The organism is Agromyces sp. P2_B3 (assembly GCF_056404815.1).
Map to the genome: position 1 here is coordinate 120,481 of NZ_JBFUDH010000006.1, position 23,538 is coordinate 144,018.

22 protein-coding genes and 2 tRNA genes are annotated in these 23,538 nt (G+C 71.5%); 8 read left to right on the plus strand and 16 right to left on the minus strand.

What is annotated here, in order from left to right; genetic code table 11:
* Window positions 1-21 precede the first annotated feature (21 nt).
* Window positions 22-2,586 carry an ATP-dependent DNA ligase gene (locus AC1DZA_RS11225; protein ID WP_476772806.1) on the minus strand — a complete coding sequence of 855 codons (2,565 nt, stop codon included), beginning with the start codon at window positions 2,584-2,586 and terminating at the stop codon, window positions 22-24.
* Between the two features lie 155 nt (window positions 2,587-2,741).
* Here AC1DZA_RS11225 and ku point away from each other — a divergent pair, with 155 nt between their 5' ends.
* The gene (ku, locus tag AC1DZA_RS11230; RefSeq protein WP_476772807.1) at window positions 2,742-3,734 is read left to right on the plus strand and encodes a non-homologous end joining protein Ku; all 993 of its coding nucleotides are present in this window, start codon (window positions 2,742-2,744) and stop codon (window positions 3,732-3,734) included.
* Window positions 3,735-3,768: 34 nt separating this feature from the next.
* Here the strand turns inward: ku and AC1DZA_RS11235 are convergent, their stop codons facing one another.
* Together AC1DZA_RS11235 and AC1DZA_RS11240 are read right to left on the minus strand one after the other, a co-directional pair.
* Entirely contained in the window at window positions 3,769-4,200 is a 432-nt protein-coding gene (locus AC1DZA_RS11235; RefSeq protein WP_476772808.1) for a hypothetical protein, read from the minus strand.
* Window positions 4,201-4,343: 143 nt separating this feature from the next.
* Window positions 4,344-4,751, minus strand: a complete 408-nt coding sequence (locus tag AC1DZA_RS11240; RefSeq protein ID WP_476772809.1) for a hypothetical protein — start codon at window positions 4,749-4,751, stop codon at window positions 4,344-4,346.
* Between the two features lie 131 nt (window positions 4,752-4,882).
* Between AC1DZA_RS11240 and AC1DZA_RS11245 the strand changes: the two genes are divergently transcribed.
* Both AC1DZA_RS11245 and AC1DZA_RS11250 read left to right on the plus strand, forming a co-directional pair.
* Complete coding sequence (locus AC1DZA_RS11245; RefSeq protein ID WP_476772810.1) at window positions 4,883-5,176, plus strand: hypothetical protein; 294 nt, start codon at window positions 4,883-4,885, stop codon at window positions 5,174-5,176.
* A gap of 32 nt (window positions 5,177-5,208) precedes the next feature.
* The gene (locus tag AC1DZA_RS11250; protein WP_476760936.1) at window positions 5,209-5,406 is read left to right on the plus strand and encodes a hypothetical protein; all 198 of its coding nucleotides are present in this window, start codon (window positions 5,209-5,211) and stop codon (window positions 5,404-5,406) included.
* 21 nt (window positions 5,407-5,427) lie between these two features.
* Here AC1DZA_RS11250 and AC1DZA_RS11255 read toward each other — a convergent pair whose 3' ends face one another.
* Genes AC1DZA_RS11255 through AC1DZA_RS11275 form a run of 5 tightly spaced genes read right to left on the minus strand, consistent with a single transcriptional unit; the run spans window position 5,428 to window position 12,350 of the window.
* On the minus strand, window positions 5,428-7,140 hold the full coding sequence (locus AC1DZA_RS11255) for a dipeptide ABC transporter ATP-binding protein (RefSeq protein ID WP_476772811.1): 1,713 nt from the start codon (window positions 7,138-7,140) through the stop codon (window positions 5,428-5,430).
* Window positions 7,137-7,997 (minus strand): ABC transporter permease, encoded by an 861-nt coding sequence (locus AC1DZA_RS11260; RefSeq protein WP_476772812.1) that lies wholly within the window; start codon window positions 7,995-7,997, stop codon window positions 7,137-7,139. The genes AC1DZA_RS11255 and AC1DZA_RS11260 overlap by 4 nt, the downstream gene beginning before the upstream one ends.
* Window positions 7,994-8,953 (minus strand): ABC transporter permease, encoded by a 960-nt coding sequence (locus AC1DZA_RS11265; protein ID WP_476760939.1) that lies wholly within the window; start codon window positions 8,951-8,953, stop codon window positions 7,994-7,996. The genes AC1DZA_RS11260 and AC1DZA_RS11265 overlap by 4 nt, the downstream gene beginning before the upstream one ends.
* Window positions 8,954-9,001: 48 nt before the next feature.
* Entirely contained in the window at window positions 9,002-10,675 is a 1,674-nt protein-coding gene (locus tag AC1DZA_RS11270) for an ABC transporter substrate-binding protein (RefSeq protein ID WP_476772813.1), read from the minus strand.
* A gap of 16 nt (window positions 10,676-10,691) precedes the next feature.
* Window positions 10,692-12,350, minus strand: a complete 1,659-nt coding sequence (locus AC1DZA_RS11275) for an amidohydrolase (protein WP_476772814.1) — start codon at window positions 12,348-12,350, stop codon at window positions 10,692-10,694.
* A gap of 192 nt (window positions 12,351-12,542) precedes the next feature.
* On the opposite strand from AC1DZA_RS11275, the gene AC1DZA_RS11280 reads away from it, so the two are divergent.
* Both AC1DZA_RS11280 and AC1DZA_RS11285 read left to right on the plus strand, forming a co-directional pair.
* Entirely contained in the window at window positions 12,543-13,253 is a 711-nt protein-coding gene (locus AC1DZA_RS11280; protein WP_476772815.1) for a TetR/AcrR family transcriptional regulator, read from the plus strand.
* A 130-nt stretch (window positions 13,254-13,383) separates the two neighbouring features.
* The gene (locus AC1DZA_RS11285; RefSeq protein WP_476772816.1) at window positions 13,384-13,746 is read left to right on the plus strand and encodes a carboxymuconolactone decarboxylase; all 363 of its coding nucleotides are present in this window, start codon (window positions 13,384-13,386) and stop codon (window positions 13,744-13,746) included.
* Between the two features lie 14 nt (window positions 13,747-13,760).
* On the opposite strand, the gene AC1DZA_RS11290 is transcribed toward AC1DZA_RS11285, so the two are convergent.
* On the minus strand, window positions 13,761-14,738 hold the full coding sequence (locus AC1DZA_RS11290; protein WP_476772817.1) for a DMT family transporter: 978 nt from the start codon (window positions 14,736-14,738) through the stop codon (window positions 13,761-13,763).
* 82 nt (window positions 14,739-14,820) lie between these two features.
* Between AC1DZA_RS11290 and AC1DZA_RS11295 the strand changes: the two genes are divergently transcribed.
* Window positions 14,821-15,738: a LysR family transcriptional regulator gene (locus tag AC1DZA_RS11295; RefSeq protein WP_476772818.1), complete on the plus strand. Its 918-nt coding sequence runs from the start codon at window positions 14,821-14,823 to the stop codon at window positions 15,736-15,738.
* A 161-nt stretch (window positions 15,739-15,899) separates the two neighbouring features.
* Here the strand turns inward: AC1DZA_RS11295 and AC1DZA_RS11300 are convergent, their stop codons facing one another.
* Window positions 15,900-16,685, minus strand: coding sequence for a maleylpyruvate isomerase N-terminal domain-containing protein (locus AC1DZA_RS11300; RefSeq protein WP_476772819.1), 786 nt, complete (start codon window positions 16,683-16,685; stop codon window positions 15,900-15,902).
* 135 nt (window positions 16,686-16,820) lie between these two features.
* Here AC1DZA_RS11300 and AC1DZA_RS11305 point away from each other — a divergent pair, with 135 nt between their 5' ends.
* On the plus strand, window positions 16,821-17,042 hold the full coding sequence (locus AC1DZA_RS11305) for an amphi-Trp domain-containing protein (RefSeq protein ID WP_476772820.1): 222 nt from the start codon (window positions 16,821-16,823) through the stop codon (window positions 17,040-17,042).
* Window positions 17,043-17,123: 81 nt separating this feature from the next.
* Here AC1DZA_RS11305 and AC1DZA_RS11310 read toward each other — a convergent pair.
* From AC1DZA_RS11310 to serS, 6 genes are all read right to left on the minus strand, one after another.
* Window positions 17,124-17,212 (minus strand) — tRNA-Ser (locus AC1DZA_RS11310).
* 88 nt (window positions 17,213-17,300) lie between these two features.
* Complete coding sequence (locus AC1DZA_RS11315; protein WP_476760948.1) at window positions 17,301-18,602, minus strand: LCP family protein; 1,302 nt, start codon at window positions 18,600-18,602, stop codon at window positions 17,301-17,303.
* 35 nt (window positions 18,603-18,637) lie between these two features.
* Window positions 18,638-18,722 (minus strand) — tRNA-Ser (locus AC1DZA_RS11320).
* Window positions 18,723-18,843: 121 nt separating this feature from the next.
* Entirely contained in the window at window positions 18,844-20,136 is a 1,293-nt protein-coding gene (locus AC1DZA_RS11325; protein ID WP_476772821.1) for an LCP family protein, read from the minus strand.
* A gap of 107 nt (window positions 20,137-20,243) precedes the next feature.
* Window positions 20,244-21,062 (minus strand): HAD family hydrolase, encoded by an 819-nt coding sequence (locus AC1DZA_RS11330; protein ID WP_476772822.1) that lies wholly within the window; start codon window positions 21,060-21,062, stop codon window positions 20,244-20,246.
* An 8-nt stretch (window positions 21,063-21,070) separates the two neighbouring features.
* Window positions 21,071-22,339 (minus strand): serine--tRNA ligase, encoded by a 1,269-nt coding sequence (gene serS, locus AC1DZA_RS11335; RefSeq protein ID WP_476772823.1) that lies wholly within the window; start codon window positions 22,337-22,339, stop codon window positions 21,071-21,073.
* A 43-nt stretch (window positions 22,340-22,382) separates the two neighbouring features.
* On the opposite strand from serS, the gene AC1DZA_RS11340 reads away from it, so the two are divergent.
* The gene (locus tag AC1DZA_RS11340; RefSeq protein ID WP_476772824.1) at window positions 22,383-23,405 is read left to right on the plus strand and encodes a diacylglycerol/lipid kinase family protein; all 1,023 of its coding nucleotides are present in this window, start codon (window positions 22,383-22,385) and stop codon (window positions 23,403-23,405) included.
* Window positions 23,406-23,538 lie beyond the last annotated feature (133 nt).

Below are 23,538 nucleotides of genomic sequence, written 5' to 3' on the forward strand. Positions count from 1 at the left end.
ACCCCGAACGGGGGTCACGGATCACGCTTCCCGAACGACTTCCTCGGGCGACTTGTCGGGTCGCAGTCCACGCCACCGCGGATGCCGCGCCACGCCCGTGCTGGTCCACTCGCCGAACTCGATCTCGCCGACCACCTCGGGTCGCACCCAGACCGCGTCGGCCGCGTCCAGGGGCGGCACCGCCACGAAGGGCGGCGTCGACTGTGCCAGCCCGTCGAGCCGCGCCAGCAGCCGGTCGAGCTCGACCTCGCGGAATCCGCTGCCCACCCGACCGGCGTACTCGAGGCCGTGCTCGCCCGGGATGCCGACCAGCAGCGACCTGATGCGGCCGAGGCGAGTGCCGCTGCCCTTGCGGTAGCCGCCGATCACCACCTCCTGGGTGCGCGTGAGCTTCAGCTTCAGCCACGCCTCGCTGCGCACGCCCGGCTGGTAGGTCGACTCGGTGCGCTTGGCGACGAGCCCCTCGAGGCCGAGTCGCCGGCTCTCGGCGAACGCCTCCTCAGGGGTTCCGGATGCCGCGGCGGGCAGCTCGACCGGCACGCCCCGGCGCGGGCGGACGAGGCGTTCGAGGAGCTCCCGTCGACGGTGGTACGGCAGCTCGGTGACGGAGGAGCCGGCGATCTCGAGCACATCGAAGAGCAGGAGCCGCACGGGCACGGCCGCCATCACGCGTTCGATCTCCCGCGGACGGGCGAGGTTCATGCGCTGCTGGATGCGCTCGAAGCTGGGCCGGCCGTGGTCGTCGAGGGCGACGATCTCGCCGTCGACGAGGGCGTCGCCACGCAGCACCCGCGGCAGCCCGGCCAGCTCGGGATACGTCGCGGTGACGTCGTTGCCGCGTCGGCTCAGCAGGCGGATGCCGCCGCCGTCGGCGCGGGCCAGCACCCGGATGCCGTCCCACTTCCACTCGAGCGCCCAGTCGCCGTGCGCCACCTGCCCGAGGGTGCCCGACGTCGCGAGCATCGGGCGAACGAGGATCGGCTCGACCTCGTGCGGGCCGTCGTCGGACTCGTGGGGCTCGGCGGGCGCGAGCGGGTCCGCCGTGAGCTCGGCGGGCGCCGGCGGGTCCCCTGCAGGCTCGGCTGGGTCGGCGGGATCCGGCGGCTCGGTCGCCTCCGCCGCGCCCGCGGCATCCGTCACCGTCTCGGAGGACGTGTCGCTCGCGTGGCGCGCCTTGGACGACGGGCTCCAGTGCCCCGGCCGCTGGTCCTTCATCCGATGCGCGAGCCAGTTGCTCTTCTCGCCCGAGCCCTCGGTGCGGATGAGCGCCAGCCGCACCCGGCCGCCGAGCGGTCCGCCGGGACGGCCGTCGAGGTCGACGATCACCTCGTCGTCGCGCCACTTCTCGGTCTCGTACGTGCCGGTGTCCCAGATGGTCATGGAACCCGCGCCGTACTCCCCCGCGGGAATGGTGCCCTCGAAGGTCGCGTACTCCATCGGGTGGTCCTCGGTCTGCACGGCCAGGTGGTTCACGCCCGCGTCGTCGGGAATGCCCTTGGGGACCGCCCAGCTCTTCAGCACGCCGTCGCGCTCGAGCCGCAGGTCGTAGTGCAGGCGGCGCGCGTGGTGCTCCTGGATGACGAACCGCGGATCGCCCGTCGACGGCTGCCCCCAGCTCGACGAGGGCATCGGCTCGGGGGTCACGCCGGTCTTCCGCATCGAGAGGTACTCGGCCAGCGGTCCCGGACCGGTGCCGGCCGCAGCCAGCGGCGCGATCGGATCGATGCCCTCGGCCACCCGGGCCAGCACCTCGTGCGCGTCGAGCTGACGGAGGCCCGGGTCGTCGAGCTCGTCCCACGTGCGCGGCGCCGCGACCGTCGGCGTGGGGCGGCCGCGAAGCGAGTACGGCGCGATCGTGGTCTTGTTCTGGTTGTTCTGGCTCCAGTCGATGAGCACCCGACCCTCGCGGAGCGTCTTGCGCATGCTCGACACGATGAGGTCGGGGTGGTCGGCCTCGAGCGCCCTCGCGAGCTCGTGCGCGACATCCGACACCTGCTGCGACGTCTGCGAGCCGTCGAGGGCCGCATACAGGTGGATGCCCTTGCTGCCACTCGTCACCGGGAACGCCTCGAGACCCATGCCGTCGAGGATCGCGCGCACGAGCCGGGCGACCTCGGCGCACTCGAGCAACCCCATGCCGGGCCCCGGATCGAGGTCGAACACCATGCGGTCGGGATTGCCGCGCGAGCCGTCGGGCGCGAACCGCCACTGCGGCACGTGGATCTCGAGCGACGCCTGCTGCGCCAGCCACACGAGTGCGGCGCGGTGATCGACGATCGGGTAGGTCTTCGGACCGTCGGAGTGCTCGATGACGCCGCGGCGCATCCAGTCGGGCGCGTGCTCGGCGAGGTTCTTCTCGAAGAACACCTGCCCCGGTGCATCCGTGGTGCCGACGCCCTGCACCCACCGCTTGCGCGTCACCGGCCTGCCGATCACGAACGGCACCATGACCGGGGCGATCTCCGCGTAGTAGGAGATCACCTCGCCCTTGGTCATGCCGGTCTCGGGATACATGACCTTGTCGAGGTTCGTCAGCCGGAGTCTCCGGCCGTCGACCTCCACGAGCTGGCGGGTGCCCTCGGCCATGCTCCCCATCTTGCCCGGTCCGCCCGCGAAGTGACGCGAATCGACCTTCGCGCGCGGAGCGAGGGTCGATTCGCGTCATCTCGCGGGCGGCGGATGCCACGGCTGAATGCCGCAAGGGCTACCGCGCGACATCCGCTCGGGTGTCTACTGGTGTGATGCGAGCCGTCTGGAAAGGGGCGGTCACATTCGGCCTGGTCAATGTGCCCGTCAAGCTGTACAGCGCCACCGAGGATCACGACGTGTCACTGCATCAGGTGCACGACGCCGACGGCGGGCGCATCCGGTATCAACGCGTGTGCGAGATCGACGGCAAGGTCGTCGAGTACAAGAACATCGACAAGGCCTACGACGACGGCGAGCGCACGGTGATCATCACCGATGAGGACCTGAAGTCGCTGCCAGCCGAGCGCAGCCGGGAGATCGAGGTCGTCGAGTTCGTGCCCACCGAGCAGGTGGACCCGATCATGTTCGACAAGAGCTACTACCTCGAGCCCGACTCGGCGTCGAACAAGGCCTACGTGCTGCTGCGCCGCACGCTCGAGTCGACCGACAAGACGGCGATCGTGCGCATGGCACTGCGCCAGAAGACCCGCCTCGCGGCGCTGCGCGTCCACGGCGACGTGCTCATGGTGCAGACGCTGCTCTGGAGCGACGAGGTGCGCGAGGCGAAGTTCCCGTCGCTCGACGAGCCCGTGAAGATCTCCGACAAGGAGCTCGACCTGTCGAAGCAGCTCGTCGAGAGCCTCGTGTCCGACTTCGAACCCGACGAGTTCGTCGACGAGTACCAGGCCGAGCTGCGCACGCTCATCGCCGCGAAGCTCGAGCAGGGCGACGCCGTCGACACGGCCGCGACGTTCGGCGAGGAGCCCGAGGAGGAGGGCGGCGAGGTCATCGACCTCATGGAGGCCCTGCGCCAGTCGATCGCGTCCAAGCGCGGCGGGCCGGATGCCGCGAAGGGCGGCGGCGCGAAGGGCAGCGGTGGCGGCGGCAAGGCCGCGCCGGGTTCGGGCGCGTCGAAGTCGTCCTCCGCCGGCGCGAAGGCATCGGACACGTCCAAGGCCGGCTCGAGCCGCTCGAAGGCCGCGACGTCATCGGCCGACGGCGCGAAGAAGAAGGCGCCGGCGGCCAAGAAGAAGGCGGCGTCCTGACGCCGGCGCGCGGCATCCGCTGATCGCGGGCGGCTCAGTCGTCGGTGCAGGTTTCGCCGACGGCGTCCGCCGCATCCTGGATCGCCGTCTGGTGCTCGGCGACCGCGTCGGCGTCGACCTCCGCGTCGGGATCGCTCGGCAGGGTGCCCGCGAACTCCGCGGCGTCCTGGATGCTCGCGTCGAGCTCGTCGAGCGCATCGGAGAGCTGGGTGTCGTCGCCGCCGGTGCGGTCGATCGCCATGACGCGCTCGCTGTAGCCCTCGAGCGTCGCCTGCGTCTCGCTCGGGTCGCCGCCGGCGCCGAGCGCGTTCTGCGCACCGTTCGAGATGTCGCGGACCTCGGACTCGACGGCGGTGCAGGCGTCGACGCTCGAACCGGCGCCCTCGCCGCCACCGCCGGCGGCGCAGCCGGAGAGGAGCAGTGCACTCGCGAAGACGAGTGCCGCGGAACTGGTGATTCGTTGCATGGGTGCAGCCTAAGGACCGTCGCTTCGACGCGGACGGGGGTTGCGCTTCGCCGGTTCAGGGGAATCGAGCCTGCCGGACGGACGACGACGGGCGCGGCATCCGCTGATCGGATGCCGCGCCCCGCGCTCGTGCCGGTGCCTCGCTAGTCGGCGCTGCAGGCGTCGTTGACGCCCGACGCCGCGTCCTGGATCGCGGTCTGGTGCTCGGCGACCGCGTCGGAGTCGACCTCGGCATCGGGATCGGAGGGCAGCGTCGCGGCGAACTCGGCCGCGTCGTCGAGCGCCCCGGCGAGCTTCTCGAGCTCATCGCTCACGGCGTCGGACGTGTCTTCGCCGAGCTGGTCGACGCGGTCGCTGTAGTCCTCGAGCGCGGACTGGATCTCGGCGGGGTCGCCGCCCGCAGCGAGCGTGTTCTGCGCGCCGTTCGAGATGTCGCGGACGTCGGACTTCACCGTGTCGCACTCGTCGGCGCTCGACGAGGCTCCGCTCCCGCCGGCCGCACATCCGGCGAGCAGCAGCGCGCCGGCGAAGACCAGCGCGGTGGACGTCATGATTCGTTGCATGGTGATGGTCCCCCTGATCGTGGTGGTGGTTCCCACCATAGCGAGCACCCTCCGACACTCGCCGCGTCCCCGTGTCAAGGGCCTGACGACCCGGCCGTGCGCGACCTAGGCTCGCCGGCATGAGCACGCCAGACGAGTCGGGTGCGCGTCCGAATCCCGAGGCCGGGGGCGGGGCGGCCGCGCCGCTGAACGATCCCGAGCAGACGCGCAAGGACGTGAGCTACAGCCCAGGCAGCGAGGCGGAGACTGCGGCCAAGCAGGCCGATCCCCTCCCCGAGGGGATCGACGACGACATCGACACGTCGCGGATCCGGGCGGTGCCGGGCACCGGCGGCCCCGACGACGCGGGCGACGTGGAGCTCGACCCCGAGGAGATCGGGGAGATCCGCGGCATCCGGGGCATCCCCGAGTGAACCGCGGAGACCGACGAGAGGAGAGGACCGACATGACCGACTTCGTGGACCCGCTGGAGGAGCCGTTCGACGCCGACCGCGACCCGCGACCGCTCGACCCCGACGTCGACGACGCGCGCGTCGACTCGTCGGAGGCCGACCGTCAGGCGGCCCAGGACGGCACCAAGGTCACCAGCGCGAGCGAGGGCGACCCGCTCGACGAGACGACCCCCGTGGACAACTGGGAGTGAGCGTCCGGCCGGCGGCTGCCGTCATGCGGTGACCCCCGCCGCCCGCTCGGGGGCCGCGCGAGGCGCTCCGGCGTCGGACGCGAGCCCGTCGAGGTCCCAGCCGGGCCTCGGCACCGAGTCCAGCAGGAGCCGGGTGTACGGATGCCGCGGCGCGGCCAGCAGCGCGGCCGTGTCGCCGCGCTCCACGATCTCGCCGGCGCGCATCACCACCGTCTGCTCGCAGACCCGGCGCACCACGGCGAGGTCGTGGCTGATGAACAGCACCGTGAGCCCGCGCTCCCGGCGGATCGCCGCCACGAGGTCGAGCACCTGCGCCTGCACGGAGACGTCGAGCGCGCTCGTCGCCTCGTCCATCACGAGCACGTCGGGCTCGATCGCGAGCGCCCGGGCGATCGCCACGCGCTGCCGCTGACCGCCCGAGAGGGTCCGAGGGCGGGCGGTGGCGTGCGTGGCGTCGAGGCCCACTTGCTCGAGCAGGTCGAGGACCCGGGTGCGCGCGTCGCTCGTGGTGAGCGCGGCGTGCAGCCGCAGCGCGTCCTCGATCGCGCGTCCGGCCGGGATGCGCGGGTCGAGCGACAGGTACGGGTCCTGGAAGACCATCTGCACCGACCGGGAGTGCGCGAGGCGATCCGAACGGCGGCGCGGCATGGCGGTGCGGACGGCGCCCGCCACGACGATCTCCCCCTCGTCGACCGACTCGAGCCCGACGATCATGCGCGCGAGCGTGGACTTGCCCGATCCCGACTCCCCCACCACGGCGAGCGCACCGCCGCGCGGGATCGCCATCGACGCGTCCACGACGGCGCGCACCCCGGCCGTGCCGTGCGCGCGGTAGGTCTTCGAGACGGCTCGGACGTCGAGCATGGGGTCGGCGACGAGGGCCTGCCCGGCGGCATCCGGAACCGACGTCACGAGCGCCGGCCCGGCGGCATCCGACACCGCAACGGCGGGAGCCTCGACGACCGCGATCGTCGGCGTCGCCGCCACCAGCCGCCGCGTGTACGGCGCCTGCGGCCGGAGGAACACCTGGCGGGCGTCGCCGTGCTCCACGACCCGGCCGGCGCTCATCACGTAGACGCGGTCGCAGATGGATGCCGCGAGGTTCAGGTCATGGGTGATGAAGAGCATGCCCATGCCCCTTGACGCACGTTGCTCGCCGAGCACGCCGATGATCTCGGCCTGCGTGGTGACGTCGAGGGCGGTGGTCGGCTCGTCGCAGATGAGCAGCCGCGGCGAGCTCGTGAGCGCACCCGCGATCATGACCCGCTGCAGCATGCCGCCCGACAGTTCGTGCGGGTACTGGCGCAGGTGGTCCTCGGGGCGCGGCAGCCGCACGGCGCGCAGCAGCTCGATCGCCCGCGCGTCGGCGTCGGCACGCGACCGGCCGTCGACCAGCCGGAGCGTCTCGGTGAGGTGGTCGCCGATGGTGCGCATCGGGTTGATGCCCGCGCGCGGGTCCTGGAAGACCATGCCGGCGTTCGACCGGCGCAGGGCGAGCAACTCCCCGGTCGGGGCGCCCAGGACCTCGCGGTCGTCGAGCCGCACCGAGCCGGCTGTCCTCGCGCCGCGGGGCTGCAGGCCGATCACCGAACGGGCGGTGAGCGACTTGCCCGAGCCGGATTCGCCGACGAGGCCGACCGTCTCCCCCTCCGCGACGCGCAGGGAGACCCCGTCGAGCAGGCGGGCGCCGCCCGGCAGGTCGAGCGTGTAGTCCGAGATGTCGAGCAGCGTCATGCTGGGGTTCCTCCTCCGATGCGGTCGGAGAGCTCCTCGCCGATCACGTTCACGGCGACGACGGCGATGACGACGGCCACCGCCGGCACGATCGCCGGCAGGAAGTGGCCGCCGAGGAGCCCCGCCTGGGCCTCGTTGATCATGGCGCCCCAGTCGGCGGTGGGCGCCTGCACGCCGAGGCCGAGGAACGACAGGGCGGCCAACTCTGCGAGCACGTACCCGAAGTTCAGCGTCGACTGGGCGCCGACGATCGGGGTCACGTTGGGCAGCACGCGACGGGTCGCGATCCAGCCGCCCGAGAAGCCCTGCACCCGGTAGGCCGAGACGTAGGGGCGGCTGCGCTCGGAGGCCACGAGCGAGCGGGTGAGGCGGGCGACGAACGGTGCGTACGCGATGCTCATCGCGATCACCGGGGCGACGAGCCCCTTGCCGAAGAGCGCGACCGCCATGATCGCGATCAGCAGCGACGGGAAGGCGAACACCACGTCGAAGATTCGACCGAGGACCGAGTCGACCCAGCCGCCGCGCCAGCCCGCCAGGAGCCCCAGGAGGATGCCGATGACGGTCGAGGAGATCACCACGATCAGGGGTGCGAGCAGGGCGGTGCGGGCGCCGTACATCATGCGGCTCAGGATGTCGCGGCCGAGCGCGTCGGTGCCGAGCCAGTGGGCCGACGACGGGCTCGCGTACACCGCGGCGAGGTCGACCTGGTCGGGATCGTAGGGCGCGACCCACGGCGCGAAGATCGCCGCGAAGGTCAGCACGCCGAGGACGACGAGGCTGATGACGTAGGCCGTGTTCGCAGGGCGGGCACGCGGAGCGCGCAGCACCTCGAGCGCGAGGGTGGGGGTGGTCATCTGGCACCAGCTCCTGCGGCGGATCGGGGGTCGACCCAGGGTTCGAGGATGTCGATGATCGCGTTCACCACAACGAAGGCGAACACGACGAGCAGCACGATGGCCTGCACGACCGGGAAGTCGAGACGGTCGACGGACTGCACGAGCAGCGAGCCGATGCCCGCGAGGCCGAAGGCGGCCTCGACGATCGAGCTCGCGACGATGAGGCCGGCGACGAGCACGCCGCTGACCGTGAGGATCGGCCCGATCGCGTTGCGGAACACGTGCCGCCGCACCACGGTGGCGCGGCCGAGTCCGCGGCTCGTGGCGACCTCGACGTGCTCCCGGCCGAGCTGGTCGACCATCGACGATCGGGTCACCTTGCCCACGAGCACGACGAACACCACGGCCAAGGCGATGGACGGCAGCACCAGGTGGTACACCGTGTCGAGGAATCCGCCGTCGCCCGAGCCGAACGACGGGAACCAGCCGAGCTGCACCGCGAACACGGCGATGAGCACGATCGACCCGACGAACGAGGGGATGGCGCCGAGTACGGTCAGCCCGATGAGCACGCCGCGATCGAGGATGCGACCCCGATTGAGGGCGGCGACGATGCCGCCGACCAGGCCGACCACGGCGATCATCAGCCCGGCCATGACCACGAGGCCGAGCGTCACGGGCAGGCGCTCGCCGATCACGGCGGTCACGTCCTGCCGGTACTGCAGCGACCGCCCGAGATCGCCGTGCAGCACGCCGGCGAGCCACTGCAGGTACTGCTGCCACGGCGGCAGGTCGAGCCCGTACTGCGCGGTGACCTGCGCGATCGCCTCGGGCGACGGCTTGCGTCCGCGCAGCAGGAAGGTGACGGGATCGCCGGGCACCAGGAACCGCGAGAAGAAGACCAGGAGCGACGCCAGGAACAGCGTGAGGAGCAGGCCGCCGAGCTTGCCGGCCACCCGCCGGGCGGCGGTCACGGGACGACCGCCGCTCCGCCGGCTGGGGCGCGATGCCGACGGATGCCGCTAGCGGGCGCCAATGGTCGCCGCCCAGGGGTAGTAGAGGAACGCGATCGACGGGGCGACGCCGGTGATGCGCTCCCCCAGGAACAGCGGCATCGGACCGGTGTAGAGCGGCAGCCACGGCAGCTCCTCGTTGGCGATGCGCTGGGCCTCGGCGGTCTTCTCCGAGCGGGCGGCGGGGTCGTCGATCGCGATCGCGTCGTTCACGACCTGGTCGAACTCGGGGTCGGACCATCCGCCGTAGTTGCTGAACTCGCCCGTTCGCAGCACGCTGTACATCTCCAGCGGGTCGGGGCTCGAGAGGTACCAGGACGTGTAGAAGAGGTCGATGCCCTCGCGGGCGCTCGGGTCGGAGAACAGCGCGGTGTAGGCGCTCGGGGTCACCGTCTCGATGGTGGCCTTGAGGCCGATCGACTCGGCGGCGGCCGCCGTCGCCTGCGCGATCACGTTGAAGTCGCTGCTGATCGGCGCGGTGGCGAACACGATCTCCTCGCCGACTGCGCCCGCGTCCTCGACGAGCTGCTTCGCCGCCGCGAGGTCGTACGGGTACTCCTCGAGGTCGTCGAAGGCGGCGTCGAGGCCCGCGTCGCTGGCTCCGACCCAGACCGACTCCGTCGTGAGCGCATCCGTGACCTCGCCGTAGCCCTTGGCCGCGGCCGAGACGATGCCCTCGCGGTCGAGCGCCATGAGCAGCGCCTTCCGCACGTTCACGTCGCCGAGCGGCCCGTCGAGGTTGGACACGATGAGGCTCGACACGGCCGTGCTCATGCCGAACATCATGTCGCCGACGCTCGAGTTCTCGAGCTGCGGCACCGCCTCGAGCGGCACCATCCAGCCGCCGTCGACCTCGCCTGAGGCCAGCGCGTTCACGCGGGCGTTGGCGTCGTTCATGAAGAGGAACTGCACCTCGCCGGACTTGGCGCGCAGCGACTCGTCCCAGTAGTCGTCGTAGCGGGTGAGCGTGATGCGCTCCCCCGCCTTCCACTCGGTCAGGCTGAAGGGGCCGGTGCAGTTCACGCCTCCGGTCGAGTTGCCGTAGTCGGCGCCCGCGTCGGCAAGCGTGGCCGCCGACTCGATGACACCGGCGGAGCCGCCCATCGCGAGATTGAACTGCGAGTCGGCGGATGCCTCGGTCACGGTGACCTCGCGGTCGCCGGTCTGCTCGATCGAGGTGACGTTCTGGTACACCGAGTACCACGAGGAGCCGACCGCCGGGTCGAGGTGGCGGCTCATCGACGCGACGACGTCGGCGGCCGTGAGCGGCGTGCCGTCGTGGAAGGTCACGCCGTCGCGGATCGTGTAGACCCACGTCGTCGGGGTGGGATGCGCGAACGACTCGGCGAGCGCCGGGGTGAGCGTGTAGTCGGGGTTCAGGCGCAGGAGCGATTCGCACACGTTGGCGAGCACCTGGTTGTCGGAGTAGTCGAACGCGTAGGCGTAGTCGAGCGAGTACGGCTCGGCGTAGCTCACCCAGGAGAACGAGTCGATGTCGCCCGACGGGGCATCGGTCTGCGTGGTGAGCTCGTAGTCGGGGTCGGCGGGCGCCTCGGTCGCGGGCGGGGTGCACCCGGTCAGCGCGAGCGCGGCGCCAAGGGTGCCGGCGACGACGGCCGTCGCACGGCGCGAGACGCGGCGGACCCCGCGGTGGGGGGAGGTGCGGTGCTGGGGGTCGGACATCGTGCGCTCCTCGGAGTCAGTCGTTGCGGAGGTGGACGGGCTCGCCCTCGACCCACGTCGAGACCACCGTCGAACGGTGGATCTCCTCGGCGGGCACCGAGAACGGGTCGGGGTCGAGCACGACGAGGTTCGCGAGGTAGCCCTCGCGGAGGTACCCGGTGTCGTGGTCGCGGTGGTTCACGTAGGCCGTGCCCGAGGTGTAGGCGGCCATCGCGGTGGCCAGGTCGAGGCGCTGGTGGGCCCCGCCGAGCGGCCCGGCATCGATTCCGGGCGCGACCCGCGTGACCGCGATGTGGATCGCGTCCATCGGGTCGGCGCTCGACACCGGCCAGTCGCTCCCGGCGGCGAGGCGCGCTCCGTGGCGCACGAGGTCGCCGAACGGGTACTGGCGCGACTCGGCGCCGTCCTGGAGGAACGGCAGGGTCAGCTCGTCGATCTGGTCCTCGTGGGTGGCCCAGAGCGCCTGGATGTTCGCCACGGCGCCGAGCCCGGCGAAGCGGGCGGTCTCGGTCTCCTCCACGACCTGCAGGTGGGCGAGGTGATGGCGTCCGTCGGTCGCGCCATTGGCCGCCTTCGCCGCGTCGAGGGCGTCGAGCGCCTCACGCACGGCGCGGTCGCCGAGTGCGTGGAAGTGCACCTGGAATCCGGCGGCGTCGAGGGCGGTGACATAGCCCTGCAGCAGCTCGGGGTCGACGAACGAGAGCCCGTGGTTGTGCGTGTCGTGGCCGTGCGCGTCGCGGTACGGCGTGAGCATCGCGGCGGTCTGGTTCTCGGCGACGCCGTCGACCATGATCTTCGTCGTGCCGAGCGAGAGGCGCTCCTCATGGCCGAGCGCGGCGATGGCCTCGCGACGGGCGGCCATCTCGTCGACCTGTTCGATGCCGCGGTCGCGGGCCCACCACTGGGCGCCGACCACGTGCACCACGAGCTCGCCGGCCTCGAGCGCGCGCCGGTAGGCGTCGAGCGGATCCGGGACGACCCCCGAGCCGCCGCCGACCATGGCGTCCTGCCACCCCGTGATGCCGAGCGCGAGGAGCTCGCGCTGCGCGCGCAGGAGACCCGCGTAGACCAGTTCGGGATCGAGGGCCGGGCGCACGCCGTCGAACAGGTCGCCAGCACCCTCGTGGAAGGTGCCGGCCGGTGCGCCGTCGGCCTCCCGCTCGATGCGGCCGTCGGCCGGGTCGGGTGTCGACGCGTCGATCCCGGCGAGGCGGATGGCGGCCGTGTTCGCCCAGGTGCTGTGGTGATCGCGGCTGAGCAGCAGCACCGGGCGGTCGGGCACGGCCGCGTCGAGCAGTGCACGCACCGGCGCACCGCCCGGGTAGTGGTCCATCGACCAACCGCCGCCGAGGATCCACGGCTCGTCGGGGTTCGCGTCGGCGTAGGCCCGCACGAGGGCGACCGTGTCGGCGGCATCCGTCGCCTCGGTGAGGTTGCACTGCAGGAGCTCGACGCCGCCGCCGACGGGGTGGATGTGCGCGTCCTGGAAGCCCGGGCTGAGGAGTGCCCCGTCGAGCTGCACCACACGGGTGTGCTCGCCGATGAGCGGGCCGGCGTCGGCTTCGGGGATGACCGCCGTGATACGGCCGGCGGTGACCGCGACGGCTTGGCCGGGCAGCGGGTCTCCGGTGCCCGTGAAGACGGGGCCTCCGGTGAAGAGCAGGTCTGCGGGCACGTCGCCCTCGCTTCCTCGTCGAACGTGTGGGTTGCGGCGACTGTAGTTGCGCCAGGATCCCGATGTCAACACTGTTGACATCGGCGTTGATCAATTCGTTATGCTGAGGCGTGCGCCGCGCTCGGCGGGCGACCGGCCCGAGGGGGCCGCGGGCGTGGCAGCATGTCCTGAAACGAAGGAACACGGCAACCGATGACGACAGCGACGCGATCCGGCGGCGCCCGCGCACGCCGCGGGGGCAAGGCCCGCCTCGACCACGACGCGATCGTGGCCGCCGGTCTCAGGCTCGCCGCGCAGCCCGGCGTCGGCGCCGTGTCGGTGCGCGACCTCGGCGCCGAGCTCGGTGCCGACCCGACGGCGATCTACCGGCACTTCCGCGGCAAGGACGACCTCATGCGGTCGCTCCTCGACGAGGTCATCGGCATGAGCCTCGACCGGGTGGATGCCGCAGCCGGCGACTGGCGCGGACGCCTCACGCAGCTGGCGGTCGCCACCCTCGACCTCTTCGCCACCTACCCCGCCATCGGCGTCGAGGCGACCGTGCTCACCACGAACGGACCGCACGAGCTCGACATCATCGAGTTCATGCTCGACTCCTTCGCCCGCGCGGGGCTCGAGGGCGATGACCTCGTCAACCACTACGCGCTCATGGCGTCGCACGTGATCTCCAGCGCGGCCGGCATCGCCCGCAGCCGCAGCGAGCGCGGCACCGCGCCGTCGGCGCCCAGCCCGTGGATCGAGAGTCCGCTGCTGGTCGACCCGGCGCGGCATCCGCTCATCGCGTCGGTCGGCCCCCGACTTCGGGCTCTCGACGACCGCGACCTCTTCCTGCTCGGTGTCGAGTCGGTGCTCGACTCGGCCGAGCGAACGGCCGCTGGTGCCCGGGGCGCCGCGACGCCCTGACGCGCGAGCCGACCGCTCGGCGTCGCCTTTCATGCGATCTCGATGATGCCGCAGCCGGGAGACCGGGGTGCAATGAGCCTGCAGCCTCGCTGCGCACAATCCGGTTCCACCAGTGGTGAAGGGATCCATCATGTCCGATACGCCCGACGATGACGCGCCCGTGCTCGACCTGCTCGCGCGAATGACCGCCGACTCCCTCGACGCGTCCACCCTCGACCCCGAGACGCTGGTGCTCGTCCGCATCGCCGCACTGGTCGCGGTCGACGCGCCACCCGTCTCCTACGCGCTCAACCTCGAGGTCGGCGGGGAGGTCGGGCTCGACGCCGAGGACCTCAGAGGCGTGCTCACCGCGATCGCGCCGATCGTCGGCACCGCCCGGATCGCCGCGGCGACCGGCAACATCGTGAAGGCCCTGGCGGCCGAGATCGAGCTCGAGGACCTCGAGATCGCCCTCGAGGAGGAACTCGAGGACGAGGAGGACGGCCTCACCTGACGCGCACGCCGACGTCAGCCGGCCGGGGTCGCTCGCACCGACCGGCCCCGGTCTGCTGCATCGCGCTCGCGGGCGGGACCGGACCTCCGGCGGCTCCAGGCCACGCCGAGGAGGCAGAGCGCTCCGCCGATGAGGCCGAGCAGCGTCGGCAGCTCGCCGAGCAGGAGCCACGAGAGCACGACGACGATCGCCGGCACCGCGAGGGTCGCCGAGGCCGTGGCGCCCGCGGAGCTGCGCTGCAGCACGTACGCCCACAGCACGAACGCGACGGCTGAGGGGAAGACGCCGAGGTAGACCATCGCGAGCACCGCCGGCGTGGGCGCCGCCGCGACCTCGGCGACGGCCTGCGGCGCGAACGGCAGCAGCACCGCCGCGCCGATCGCGCAGCCGACCCAGGTCGCGCTGAGGGCATCGGTGTGCCGCAGCGCGACCTTCTGCACGAGCACGCCCGACGCGTAGAGCACGGCGGCGAGGATGCCGAGGGCGATGCCGAGCGGGTCGCTGTGCACGCCCACCCCGCCCGTCGCGATGAGCACGACCCCGGCGAACGCGATGAGCATGCCGATCATGAGCGGACGCGGGAAGCCCTCCTTGAGGAACACGCCCGCGGCGACGGCGACGAGCAACGGCGCGATGTTCACAAGCATCGCCGCGGTGCCCGCGTCGAGGTGGCGCTCGGCCAGGTTGAGCACGACCGTGTAGCCGGCGAACCAGAGCACGCCGTAGACGGCGACGAGCAGCAGCCCGCGACCGCGCGGCAGCGGTGGGCGACGCCACACGGCGAGCGCGACGAGCACGACGGTGCCGACGAGCTGCCGGCCGAAGGCGAGCGCGCCGGGCGAGAGGGCATCGCCGATGCCCCGGATCGCGATGAACGCCGAGGCCCAGAGCACGAGCACCACGAGGGTCGCGGCGAGCACCTTCCAGTTCCTGGCGACTGCCGGAGTGACGGCGGGGGCGTCGGGGGGCCAGGTCGGGGAGGGTCGCTGCATCCCTCCACCTTCCCTGCCATGATCACCTGAGCACAAGCGAACGATCCTTCCTATCCATTCAGCGCGACTGTACGATCGCTTCATGGTCGATCCGCACCGCCTCCGCGTCTTCCGTGCCGTCGTGCAGACGGGCTCGATCAATCGAGCCGCGTCACGGCTGGGCTACACCCCTTCGGCTGTCAGCCAGCACGTCAGCGCGCTGCAGCGCGAGACCGGCTTGACCCTCATCGAGAAGCGCGGCCGCGGCATCGTGCCCACCGCCTCGGGCATCGCGGTCGCCGACCGCGCCTCGCGGGTGCTCGACCAGCTCGCCGACTTCGACGCGATGGCCGACGACCTGCGTTCCGGTCGCAGCGGCACCCTGCACATCGGATGCTTCATGTCGGCCAACCGCGCTTGGATGCCCTCGGTCGTGGCCGCCCTCGTCGAGCAGTTCCCCACCCTGCGGCTCGAGCTGAGCCTCGCAGAGCTGCGCGGCTCGCAGTCGACGGGCGACCTCGACGTCGAGCTGTACATCGCCGAGGCCGTGCGCGGCGACCGCGATCCCGCCGTGGCCGAGGGCGACACCGACGGATACGACATCGAGGAGCTGCGCACCGAGGGCTACGTGGCCGTCGTGCCCTCGCGGCATCCGCTCGCCCTGCGCTCGTCGGTGACCCTCGCCGAACTCGCGGGCGAAGCCTGGATCGACAACGACCACGCACGCGGCCCGTGCCGAGAGATCGTGCTCACCGCCTGCCGGGAGCTGGGCTTCGCACCGCCGTTCCGCATCCAGGCGCCCGACTACACGAGTGCCCTCGACTACGTCGCCCAGGCCGTCGGCATCACCGTGCTCCCCCGGCTCGGGGCGCTCGCGCTGCCCGAAGGCGTCGTGATGCTGCCCGTCGAGGATGCCGCGGCACGACGTCGGATCATGCTGCGGGTGAAGCGCTCGATGCGCACGCACCCCGCGGTCGCGCGCACCGCGGAGCTGCTGCGCGAGGCCGCCGCCACCGCCTGAGCGGCGTCGCCCCGCTTCCGTCGCGACCGGCTGCCGAGTGACCGACCGGTCAGGCGGTCTCGCCGGGGCGCGATCATGGACCGGCTATCGGGCGCCTGGCTTCCGGCGGGCCTTTGGTGCAGGAGATCGCCTTGATGCAGGAGATCGCACGTTGTCGGTTGTCACTCGGACGGGTCCCACGCTGCGAGCTGGTCGAAGATGCGACGGTCACCTTTGAACTTGAGCGAATCCAGCGGTATGCGCCCGTAGAAGAACAGGACCAGGTCACTGGCCGTGCCCCGGGCGGACGCGTCGGCCGTGTCGCGGTCCTGGCCGGCAGCTGACGCGAGGTGGCCGACCTGTGCGCCGTCGTGCGACAGCCGGAGGCGCCAGGAGTGGCCCTCGGTGGCGTGGTAGTCGACGATGGCGGGGTCGTGTGGCCAGGCGACCGTCGTCGCGCAGAGGGTGAACTGGCAGTCGTCGAAACCGTCGAGGGCGATCTTCTCCGGTATGGGCTGCGGGGCACTGCCCGCGAGCTGGACGTCGTAGGTGTGCACGGCGATCTCGTGGAGTTGGCGCCGCGCCCACTCCCCGGAGGTCTGCGGTGACGGCGAGTCCGCCCACCATGTCCAGCAACTGCGATCCGGGCCTGCCCCGTGCAGCACACGCTCGAGGTGCTCGATGGACTCGGCCCACCAGGCCAGGAGAGCCTCGCGCTCCCGGGGCGCACCCGCGCTGCCTCCCCATGCGGACTCCTCCGGCGGACCGTCCGCGGGCCCGGCGGCGACGATGGCGGCTGCCTTGCGGCGACTCATGCCCACGTGCTGCACGTGCTCGAACAGCGTCCGCGAGGGATGGGTCGGCATCTGAACGTCGAGGCCGGGCGCCGCGGCGACCGCAGCGCCGAAGGCGGCCGACCGTTCGTCGACCAACCGCAGCAGATCGGCGAACGTCAGAATCTCAAGCATCCCGCCGTTCTACCATGTGCCCCGGCGCCCGGGTGCGGATCCGCAGAGGCCGGCATGCCCGCATCCGTACCGAGACGCTAGTGGGCGGCGGGTGGAGTCGGTACGGTCGAGAACACGACACCAGGGAGCGACACCATGGACCTGTTCGACATCGACGACGCCCAGCGCATGAGCCGCGAGCAGGCAGCCGCCAAGCTCCGCACACTCGCCGACGCCCTGGCGAAGAACAACTCGGTCGAATTCCACCGCGCGGGACGGCAGATCACCGTGCACATCCCCGACCAGGTCAACCTCAAGGTCGAGGTGGAGCTCGGTGACGAGGGCGAGAACGAGCTCGAGGTCGAGCTCACCTGGTGACAGCCGGCAGGCCGGCGACGAGACACGATCACGACGAACGAAGGCCCCCGCTGCACGCGGAGGCCTTCGATGAAGCGAGAGCGGAGACGAGGGGATTTGAACCCCTGGTCCCCTTACGGGGACTCCACCTTAGCAGGGTGGTGCACTCGACCGGACTATGCGACGTCTCCTCGTGAACCGCCATGGCGGACACGCGACAGCCATCATAACCCGCGGATGCCGCGGATGACGATTCGGCGCCGGGGCCTCCGGTCTGCCCTACTGGTCGTCGAGCGTGCGGCCCGCGGAACAGCGCACGTCGGCACCGGTCTGGCCGGCGACGTCCTCGGGCAGCGCCTCGGCCGTCGGAGCCGGAGCGGCCGGGTCGGCGGGCGTCTCAGCGGGGGCTTCCTCGGCGGGAGCCTCCTCAGCCGGAGCCTCGGCGGGCGGCTGCACGGCCGGGTCGGCGGCCGAGCCGAAGTCGTTGTTCTGCGCGTCGGGATCGAACGTCACGGGGAGGTCAGCCTGCAGCGCCTGGTTGATGAGCTCCGCCGAGGCGTTGGGCGCCACGGCTCCACCACCCGCGACGTACGAGGTCGGGTACTGGATGAACGCGAGCTTCGCGAGGTCGATGTCCTTCATCGCCTTGGCGATGGAGATCATGCGCGTGGGATCGGTGAGGCTGCTCGACAGCTGCATGTTCGCGAGCGCGGCCTTGGCGATCGAGTAGAGCTTGACCGGGTCGCCGAGGGTGCCGTCGGACTGCAGCTTGCGCGCGAGCGCCGAGAGGAAGACCTGCTGGTTCGAGATGCGGCCGAGGTCGGAGCCGTCGCCCACGCCGTGCCGGGTGCGGAGGAACTGCAGCGCGGCCACGCCGCTCAGGGTGTGCGTGCCGGGGTCGAGGAACGTGCCGGTGTACTCGTCTTCGATGGGCTCGGCGACGCAGACGTCGACGCCGCCGACGGCCTCCGACAGGCCCGCGACGCCCATGAACTGCACGATGCCGGCGAACGGGATGGTGACGCCGGTGAGCGACTCGACCGTCTTCGCGACGCAGTCCATGCCCCCGTATGAGAGCACCGTGTTGATCTTCACGTCGTAGAGCTCGTCGAGCGTGCTGCTCGGATCCTCGGGGTCGGTGCAGGCGGGGACGTCGACCAGCATGTCGCGCGGGAAGCTGACGACCGAGGCGTGCGAGTGGTCCTGCGCGATGTGCATGAGCATCGTCACGTCGTTGAGGACGGCGGTCTCCTCGTCGGGATCGCCGAAGGCCTCGCCCTGGCCCTGGCGGCTGTCGCTGCCGATGAGCAGCAGGTTGACGCCACCCTCGATCGCGCCGACGTCGGGCACGCCCTCGAGCACCTTCTCGCTCTCGAGCTTGACGGTGGGCTGCACGGTGCTCGCGAGGTCCCAGGCGGCGTAGGCGGCGACGGCGGAGCCGGAGATGAGGGTCACGGCGACGACGGATGCCGCGACCTTGGCCACGGTGGACCACGCGCTGTGGGTCTTGAGTCGGCCGTGGCGGGCGACGGAGGGGTTCTTCGCCGCGCGACGCGAGCTGTGACGCAAGTCCTGGTTCACCCGGTTCCTCTCGTTCCAGTCATGTCGGTCGTGTGCGGAGGGCGTGGGATTCGAACCCACGAGGCATTGCTGCCCACTGGTTTTCAAGACCAGCTCCATCGGCCGCTCGGACAGCCCTCCTCGCCGGCACGCTGACGCCCCGTGAGGGGCGACGTCGCACGGCAGGCCCCGATTCTAGCCGAAGCGCAGTTCCGACGAGCCTCGCAGCACAGTCTGGGAAGGTCCTGAAGCGGATGCCGCGTCAGCCGGCGTTCGCGCTCGCGCAGCGGACCTCGGCGGCGTTCTGCCCGGTCACGTCCTCCGGCAGCACCTCGGGCGCCGGCCCAGCCGGGTCGGCCGGGGCGGACGCGTCACCGGTGGCGGGCGCCTCCCCCGTGGCCGGGGTATCGGCCGCGGGCGGTGCGGGAGCCGCGGCGTTGGGATCGGCGACGGTGCCGAACTCCGACTCCCCCGTCGCTGCGGGGTCGATCGCGACCGGCAGGTCGGCCTGCAGTGCGGCATTGACGATCTGCGCCGAGTCGCTCGGCACCACGCCGCTCTTGTCGTCGGTGTAGCCGGTCGGGTACTGCAGGAAGACGACCTTCGACAGGTCGACGTCCTGGAGGGTCTTCGCGATCGAGATGAGCTGGGTGGGGTTCTGGAGCGCCGTCGACAGCGTCATGTTCGACAAGACGGCTTTCGCGATCGAGTACAGCTTGACCGGGTCGCCGAGCGTGCCCGAGCTCTGCAGGGTGCGCATGAGCGAGGCGAGGAAGGTCTGCTGGCTCGAGATGCGGCCCAGGTCGCTGCCGTCGCCCACCCCGTGTCGGGTGCGCAGGAACGCCAGCGCATCCATGCCCGAGAGGGAATGCGTTCCCGGGTCGAGGAACAGCCCGGTGTACGGGTCCTCGATGCGGTCGGTCACGCACACGTCGACGCCGCCGACGGCGGACGAGAGGGCGGCGACGCCGTAGAACTCGACGATGCCGCCGAGCGGGATCGTCACGCCGGTGAGCTGCTCGAGCGTCGTCGCCACGCAGCCCAGCCCGCCGTACGAGAGCACCTCGTTCATCTTCACCTGCGACATGGCCGACAGCTTCTCGCCCTCGGGATCGTTCGGATCGGTGCACTCGGGCACCGACACGTACATGTCGCGCGGGAAGCTCACCACCTCGACATGCGAGTGGTCCTGCGAGATGTGCAGCAGCATGGTGACGTCGTTCAGGACCGCCGACTCCTCCTCGGGGTCGCCGAACGCGCCGTCCTCCGGCCGCTTGTCGCTGCCGACGAGCACGAAGGTCAACCCGCCCTCCATCGCGCCGATGTCGGGCACGTTCTCGAGCACCTTCTCGCTCTCGAGCTTCACGGCAGGCTTCACCGACTGCACGAGGTCGACCGCGGCGTACGCGCCGATGGCCGCGGCGCTCACCGCGAGCACGGCGACGACGGATGCCGCGATCTTGCCGTAGGTGGCCCAGGCGCTGTGACGCGGCAATCGGCCGTGTCGCGGCACGACTGGCGGCGACACTGGCTGCTGCCCGGTCCGACCGCTCATGGCGAGCCCCCTCCGACGCGCTGATCCTATCCGGCGCAACCGTGCGGCGGCAGGACCCTTGTCATTCCAGCGCGCCAGGGCTACTCAGCTCGAGGATGCGGCACAGCTCACGGCAGCGAGTCGAGCACCGCCGCGAGTCCGGCGTGGTCGACGTCGTCGGCCGTCTCGGATGCCGCGGCGATCACCTCGGAGGGCGCCTGGCCCATCGCGACCGAGCGGCCGACGGCGCCGGCCCAGGCGAACATCTCGAGGTCGTTGCGGCCGTCGCCCACGGCGAGCACGCGCTCGGCGGGCACGTCGAGCCAGCCGCGCACGCGCTCGAGTGCGGTGGCCTTGCTCACGCCGTCGGGCGCGATGTCGAGCCAGGCGGTCCAGCCGATCGCGTAGCTGACCTGGTGCAGGCCCATCTCCTCGACGATGCGCAGGAAGTCCTCGAGCTCGTGGTCGGGCGACACCACGACCACGCGGGTGGCGCGCTGGTCCAGCAGCCCCTCGAACGTCACCTCGCGGGCGTTCTCGAGGTTCCAGTCGGTCATGCCCTCGGTGTAGAGGCGATAGCCGTCGGGCAGTTCGACCATGAACCGGCCGCTGGGCAGGAAGGCGCGGATCCGCTCGAGCACGCGCGTGGGGTCGAAGGTCTCGACGTGCTCGCGCACGTAGCCGTCGGATGCCGCGTCATCGCGCCGCATCGTGATCGCCCCGTTCGCGCACACCACGTACTCGGGCGCGAGCCCGAGGCGCTGCAGCACCGGCGCCGTGGTCGACCACGACCGCCCGGTCGCGAGCGTCACCTCGTGGCCGCGCTCACGCGCGGCGGCGATCGCGTCGGCGACGCGCTCGTCGATCGACTCGTCCTCGTGCAGGATCGTGCCGTCGACGTCGAGCGCCACCAGCCAGGGCAGGCCGTCCGGGGCCGGCTGCGGCATCCGCTCACTCATCGCGTGACGGGCTCGAGCACCTCGAGGCCGCCGAGGTAGCCGCGCAGGGCCTCGGGCACCCTGACCGAGCCGTCGGCCTGCTGGTGGGTCTCGAGGATGGCGACGATCCACCGTGTCGTCGCGAGGGTGCCGTTGAGCGTCGCGACGGGCGCCGTCCTGCCCGACTCCGTGCGGTGCCGGATGTCGAGGCGACGCGCCTGGAACGTCGTGCAGTTCGAGGTGGACGTGAGCTCGCGGTAGGCGCCCTGCGTAGGCACCCACGCCTCGACGTCGAACTTGCGTGCCGCGCTCGAGCCGAGGTCGCCGGCGGCCACGTCGATGACGCGGTAGCTGAGCCCGAGAGCTTGGAGCATGTCCTCCTGCCAGCCGAGCAGCCGCTCGTGCTCGGCCTCGGCGTCGGCCGGGTCGACGTAGCTGAACATCTCGAGCTTGTTGAACTGGTGCACCCGGATGATGCCGCGGGTGTCCTTGCCGTGGCTTCCCGCCTCACGGCGGTAGCAGGTGGACCAGCCGGCGTAGCGGAGCGGGCCGTTCGACAGGTCGACGATCTCGTCGGAGTGGTACCCGGCGAGCGCGACCTCGCTCGTGCCGGTGAGGTAGAGCTCGTCGTCGGGGAGGTAGTAGATCTCCTCGGAGTGGGCGCCGAGGAATCCGGTGCCCTGCATGATCTCGGGTCGCACCAACGTGGGGGTGATGAGCGGCGTGAAGCCGTTGGCGAGCGCGCGGTCGAGGCCCATGTTCATGAGTGCGAGCTCGAGGCGGGCGCCGATGCCCTTGAGGAAGTGGAACCGCGCACCCGAGACCTTGGCCCCGCGGCCCATGTCGATGGCGTCGAGCAGCTCGCCGATCTCGAGGTGGTCGCGCGGCTCGAAGTCGAACGTCGGCACCTCGCCGACCTCGCGCAGCACGATGAAGTCGTCTTCGCCGCCCGCGGGCACCCCGTCGATGACGACGTTGCCGAGGCGCTGCACGGCCAGGAGGAACTCCGACTCGGCGTCGTTCGCCCGCTGGTTCGCGTCCTTCACGCGCGCCGCGAGCTCCTGCGCCTGCGCGACGAGCCAGGCCTTCTCCTCCTTCGGCGCCTTCGCGACCTGCTTGCCGAAGGCGTTCTGCTCGGCGCGGAGCGACTCGTACTCGGTGATCGCGGCCCGGCGCACGGCATCAGCTGCGACCGCCTCGTCGACGAAGGCGGAAGACTCGCCGCGCAGCTCCTGGGAATGCTTGATCAGCTCGGGGTTCTCGCGAAGCAGCACGGGGTCGATCACGCGAGCCAGTCTAGCCCGGGGCACATGGCCTACCGTTGGCAGGGTGACGGCGGTCGGAACGGACGAGACGACGGATGCAGCTGCGGATGCCGCGGCCACGGCATTGCGCGCCGCGGTGATCTTCAACCCGACGAAGAGCGGCGTCGCCGAGCTGCGAGCCGCCGTGGCGCGAGCCGAGTCCCGACAGCACTTCGCACCGTCGGTGTGGATCGAGACCACCGAGGACGACCCCGGCAAGGGCATGGCGAAGGCCGCGCTGCGTCAGGGTGTCGACCTCGTGATCGCGGCCGGCGGCGACGGCACCGTGCGATCGGTGGCGGCGGGCCTGCGCGGCAGCGGCATGCCGCTGGGACTCGTGCCGCTCGGCACGGGCAACCTCTTCGCGCGCAACCTCGGCATCCCCGTCAACGACCAGGGCGACGCCGTCGTGCTCGCCTTCTCGGGCATGGATCGCGCCGTGGACATGCTCATCGCCGAGGTCACCCGGCCGGACGGCCGGCCCGAGTCGCACGTCTCGCTCGTGATGTCGGGCATCGGCATCGACGCGACGATGATCGCGAACACGAATCCCGACCTGAAGAAGCGGGTGGGCTGGCTCGCCTACGTCGACGCCGGGCTGCGTGCCATCCCGGCGTCCAAGCCGTTCCGCGTGGTGCACCGGACCGACGCGGGCCGGTTGCACCGGTCGCGCGTGTCGAGCATCCTCGTGGCGAACCTCGGCTACCTGCCGGGCAACATCGAGCTCATCCCCGACGCCGAGATCGACGACGGCAAGCTCGACGTCGTCGTGCTGCAACCGCGGAACGCGCTCGGCTGGCTGCTCGTGTGGCGACGCGTCACGTGGGAGAACCGGGTGCTGCGCAAGTCGGCGCTCGGCCGGCAGTTCATGGACCTCACGGGCGGGAGCCGCCGTCGCGAGATCGTCTACTCGCGCGGTCGGGCGGTCGACATCGAGATCGAGGCGGAGCCCGAGGAGTTCGAGATCGACGGCGACGAGTTCGGCACCGTCGTGGCGGCGCGCTTCCGCGTCGACCCCGCGTCGCTCGTCGTGCGCGTGCCGCGCTGACGCGGCGCGAGGCACCAGAACATCACCAAGCCGAGAGCCGCCGCAGCGGAGGTCGCCGCCAGGATCGGGCCGAGCGTCCATGAGAGCTGGTTCATGGCCATCGCCATCACCTGCTCGTCGCTCGGCTCGCCCT

Bases quoted from the DNA above. Each gene is read 5' to 3' on its own strand.
- ku (WP_476772807.1), top strand. From the start codon at position 2,742: ATGCGAGCCGTCTGGAAAGGGGCGGTCACATTCGGCCTGGTCAATGTG.
- AC1DZA_RS11255 (WP_476772811.1), bottom strand. From the start codon at position 7,140: ATGACGCTGCTCGACATCTCGGACTACACGCTCGACCTGCCGGGCGGC.
- AC1DZA_RS11270 (WP_476772813.1), bottom strand. From the start codon at position 10,675: ATGTCCGACCCCCAGCACCGCACCTCCCCCCACCGCGGGGTCCGCCGC.
- AC1DZA_RS11305 (WP_476772820.1), top strand. From the start codon at position 16,821: ATGGACCTGTTCGACATCGACGACGCCCAGCGCATGAGCCGCGAGCAG.
- AC1DZA_RS11285 (WP_476772816.1), top strand. From the start codon at position 13,384: ATGTCCGATACGCCCGACGATGACGCGCCCGTGCTCGACCTGCTCGCG.
- AC1DZA_RS11240 (WP_476772809.1), bottom strand. From the start codon at position 4,751: ATGACGTCCACCGCGCTGGTCTTCGCCGGCGCGCTGCTGCTCGCCGGA.
- AC1DZA_RS11260 (WP_476772812.1), bottom strand. From the start codon at position 7,997: ATGACCACCCCCACCCTCGCGCTCGAGGTGCTGCGCGCTCCGCGTGCC.
- AC1DZA_RS11250 (WP_476760936.1), top strand. From the start codon at position 5,209: ATGACCGACTTCGTGGACCCGCTGGAGGAGCCGTTCGACGCCGACCGC.
- AC1DZA_RS11245 (WP_476772810.1), top strand. From the start codon at position 4,883: ATGAGCACGCCAGACGAGTCGGGTGCGCGTCCGAATCCCGAGGCCGGG.
- AC1DZA_RS11225 (WP_476772806.1), bottom strand. From the start codon at position 2,586: ATGGCCGAGGGCACCCGCCAGCTCGTGGAGGTCGACGGCCGGAGACTC.
- AC1DZA_RS11280 (WP_476772815.1), top strand. From the start codon at position 12,543: ATGACGACAGCGACGCGATCCGGCGGCGCCCGCGCACGCCGCGGGGGC.
- AC1DZA_RS11295 (WP_476772818.1), top strand. From the start codon at position 14,821: ATGGTCGATCCGCACCGCCTCCGCGTCTTCCGTGCCGTCGTGCAGACG.
- AC1DZA_RS11300 (WP_476772819.1), bottom strand. From the start codon at position 16,685: ATGCTTGAGATTCTGACGTTCGCCGATCTGCTGCGGTTGGTCGACGAA.
- AC1DZA_RS11325 (WP_476772821.1), bottom strand. From the start codon at position 20,136: ATGAGCGGTCGGACCGGGCAGCAGCCAGTGTCGCCGCCAGTCGTGCCG.
- AC1DZA_RS11330 (WP_476772822.1), bottom strand. From the start codon at position 21,062: ATGCCGCAGCCGGCCCCGGACGGCCTGCCCTGGCTGGTGGCGCTCGAC.
- AC1DZA_RS11235 (WP_476772808.1), bottom strand. From the start codon at position 4,200: ATGCAACGAATCACCAGTTCCGCGGCACTCGTCTTCGCGAGTGCACTG.
- AC1DZA_RS11290 (WP_476772817.1), bottom strand. From the start codon at position 14,738: ATGCAGCGACCCTCCCCGACCTGGCCCCCCGACGCCCCCGCCGTCACT.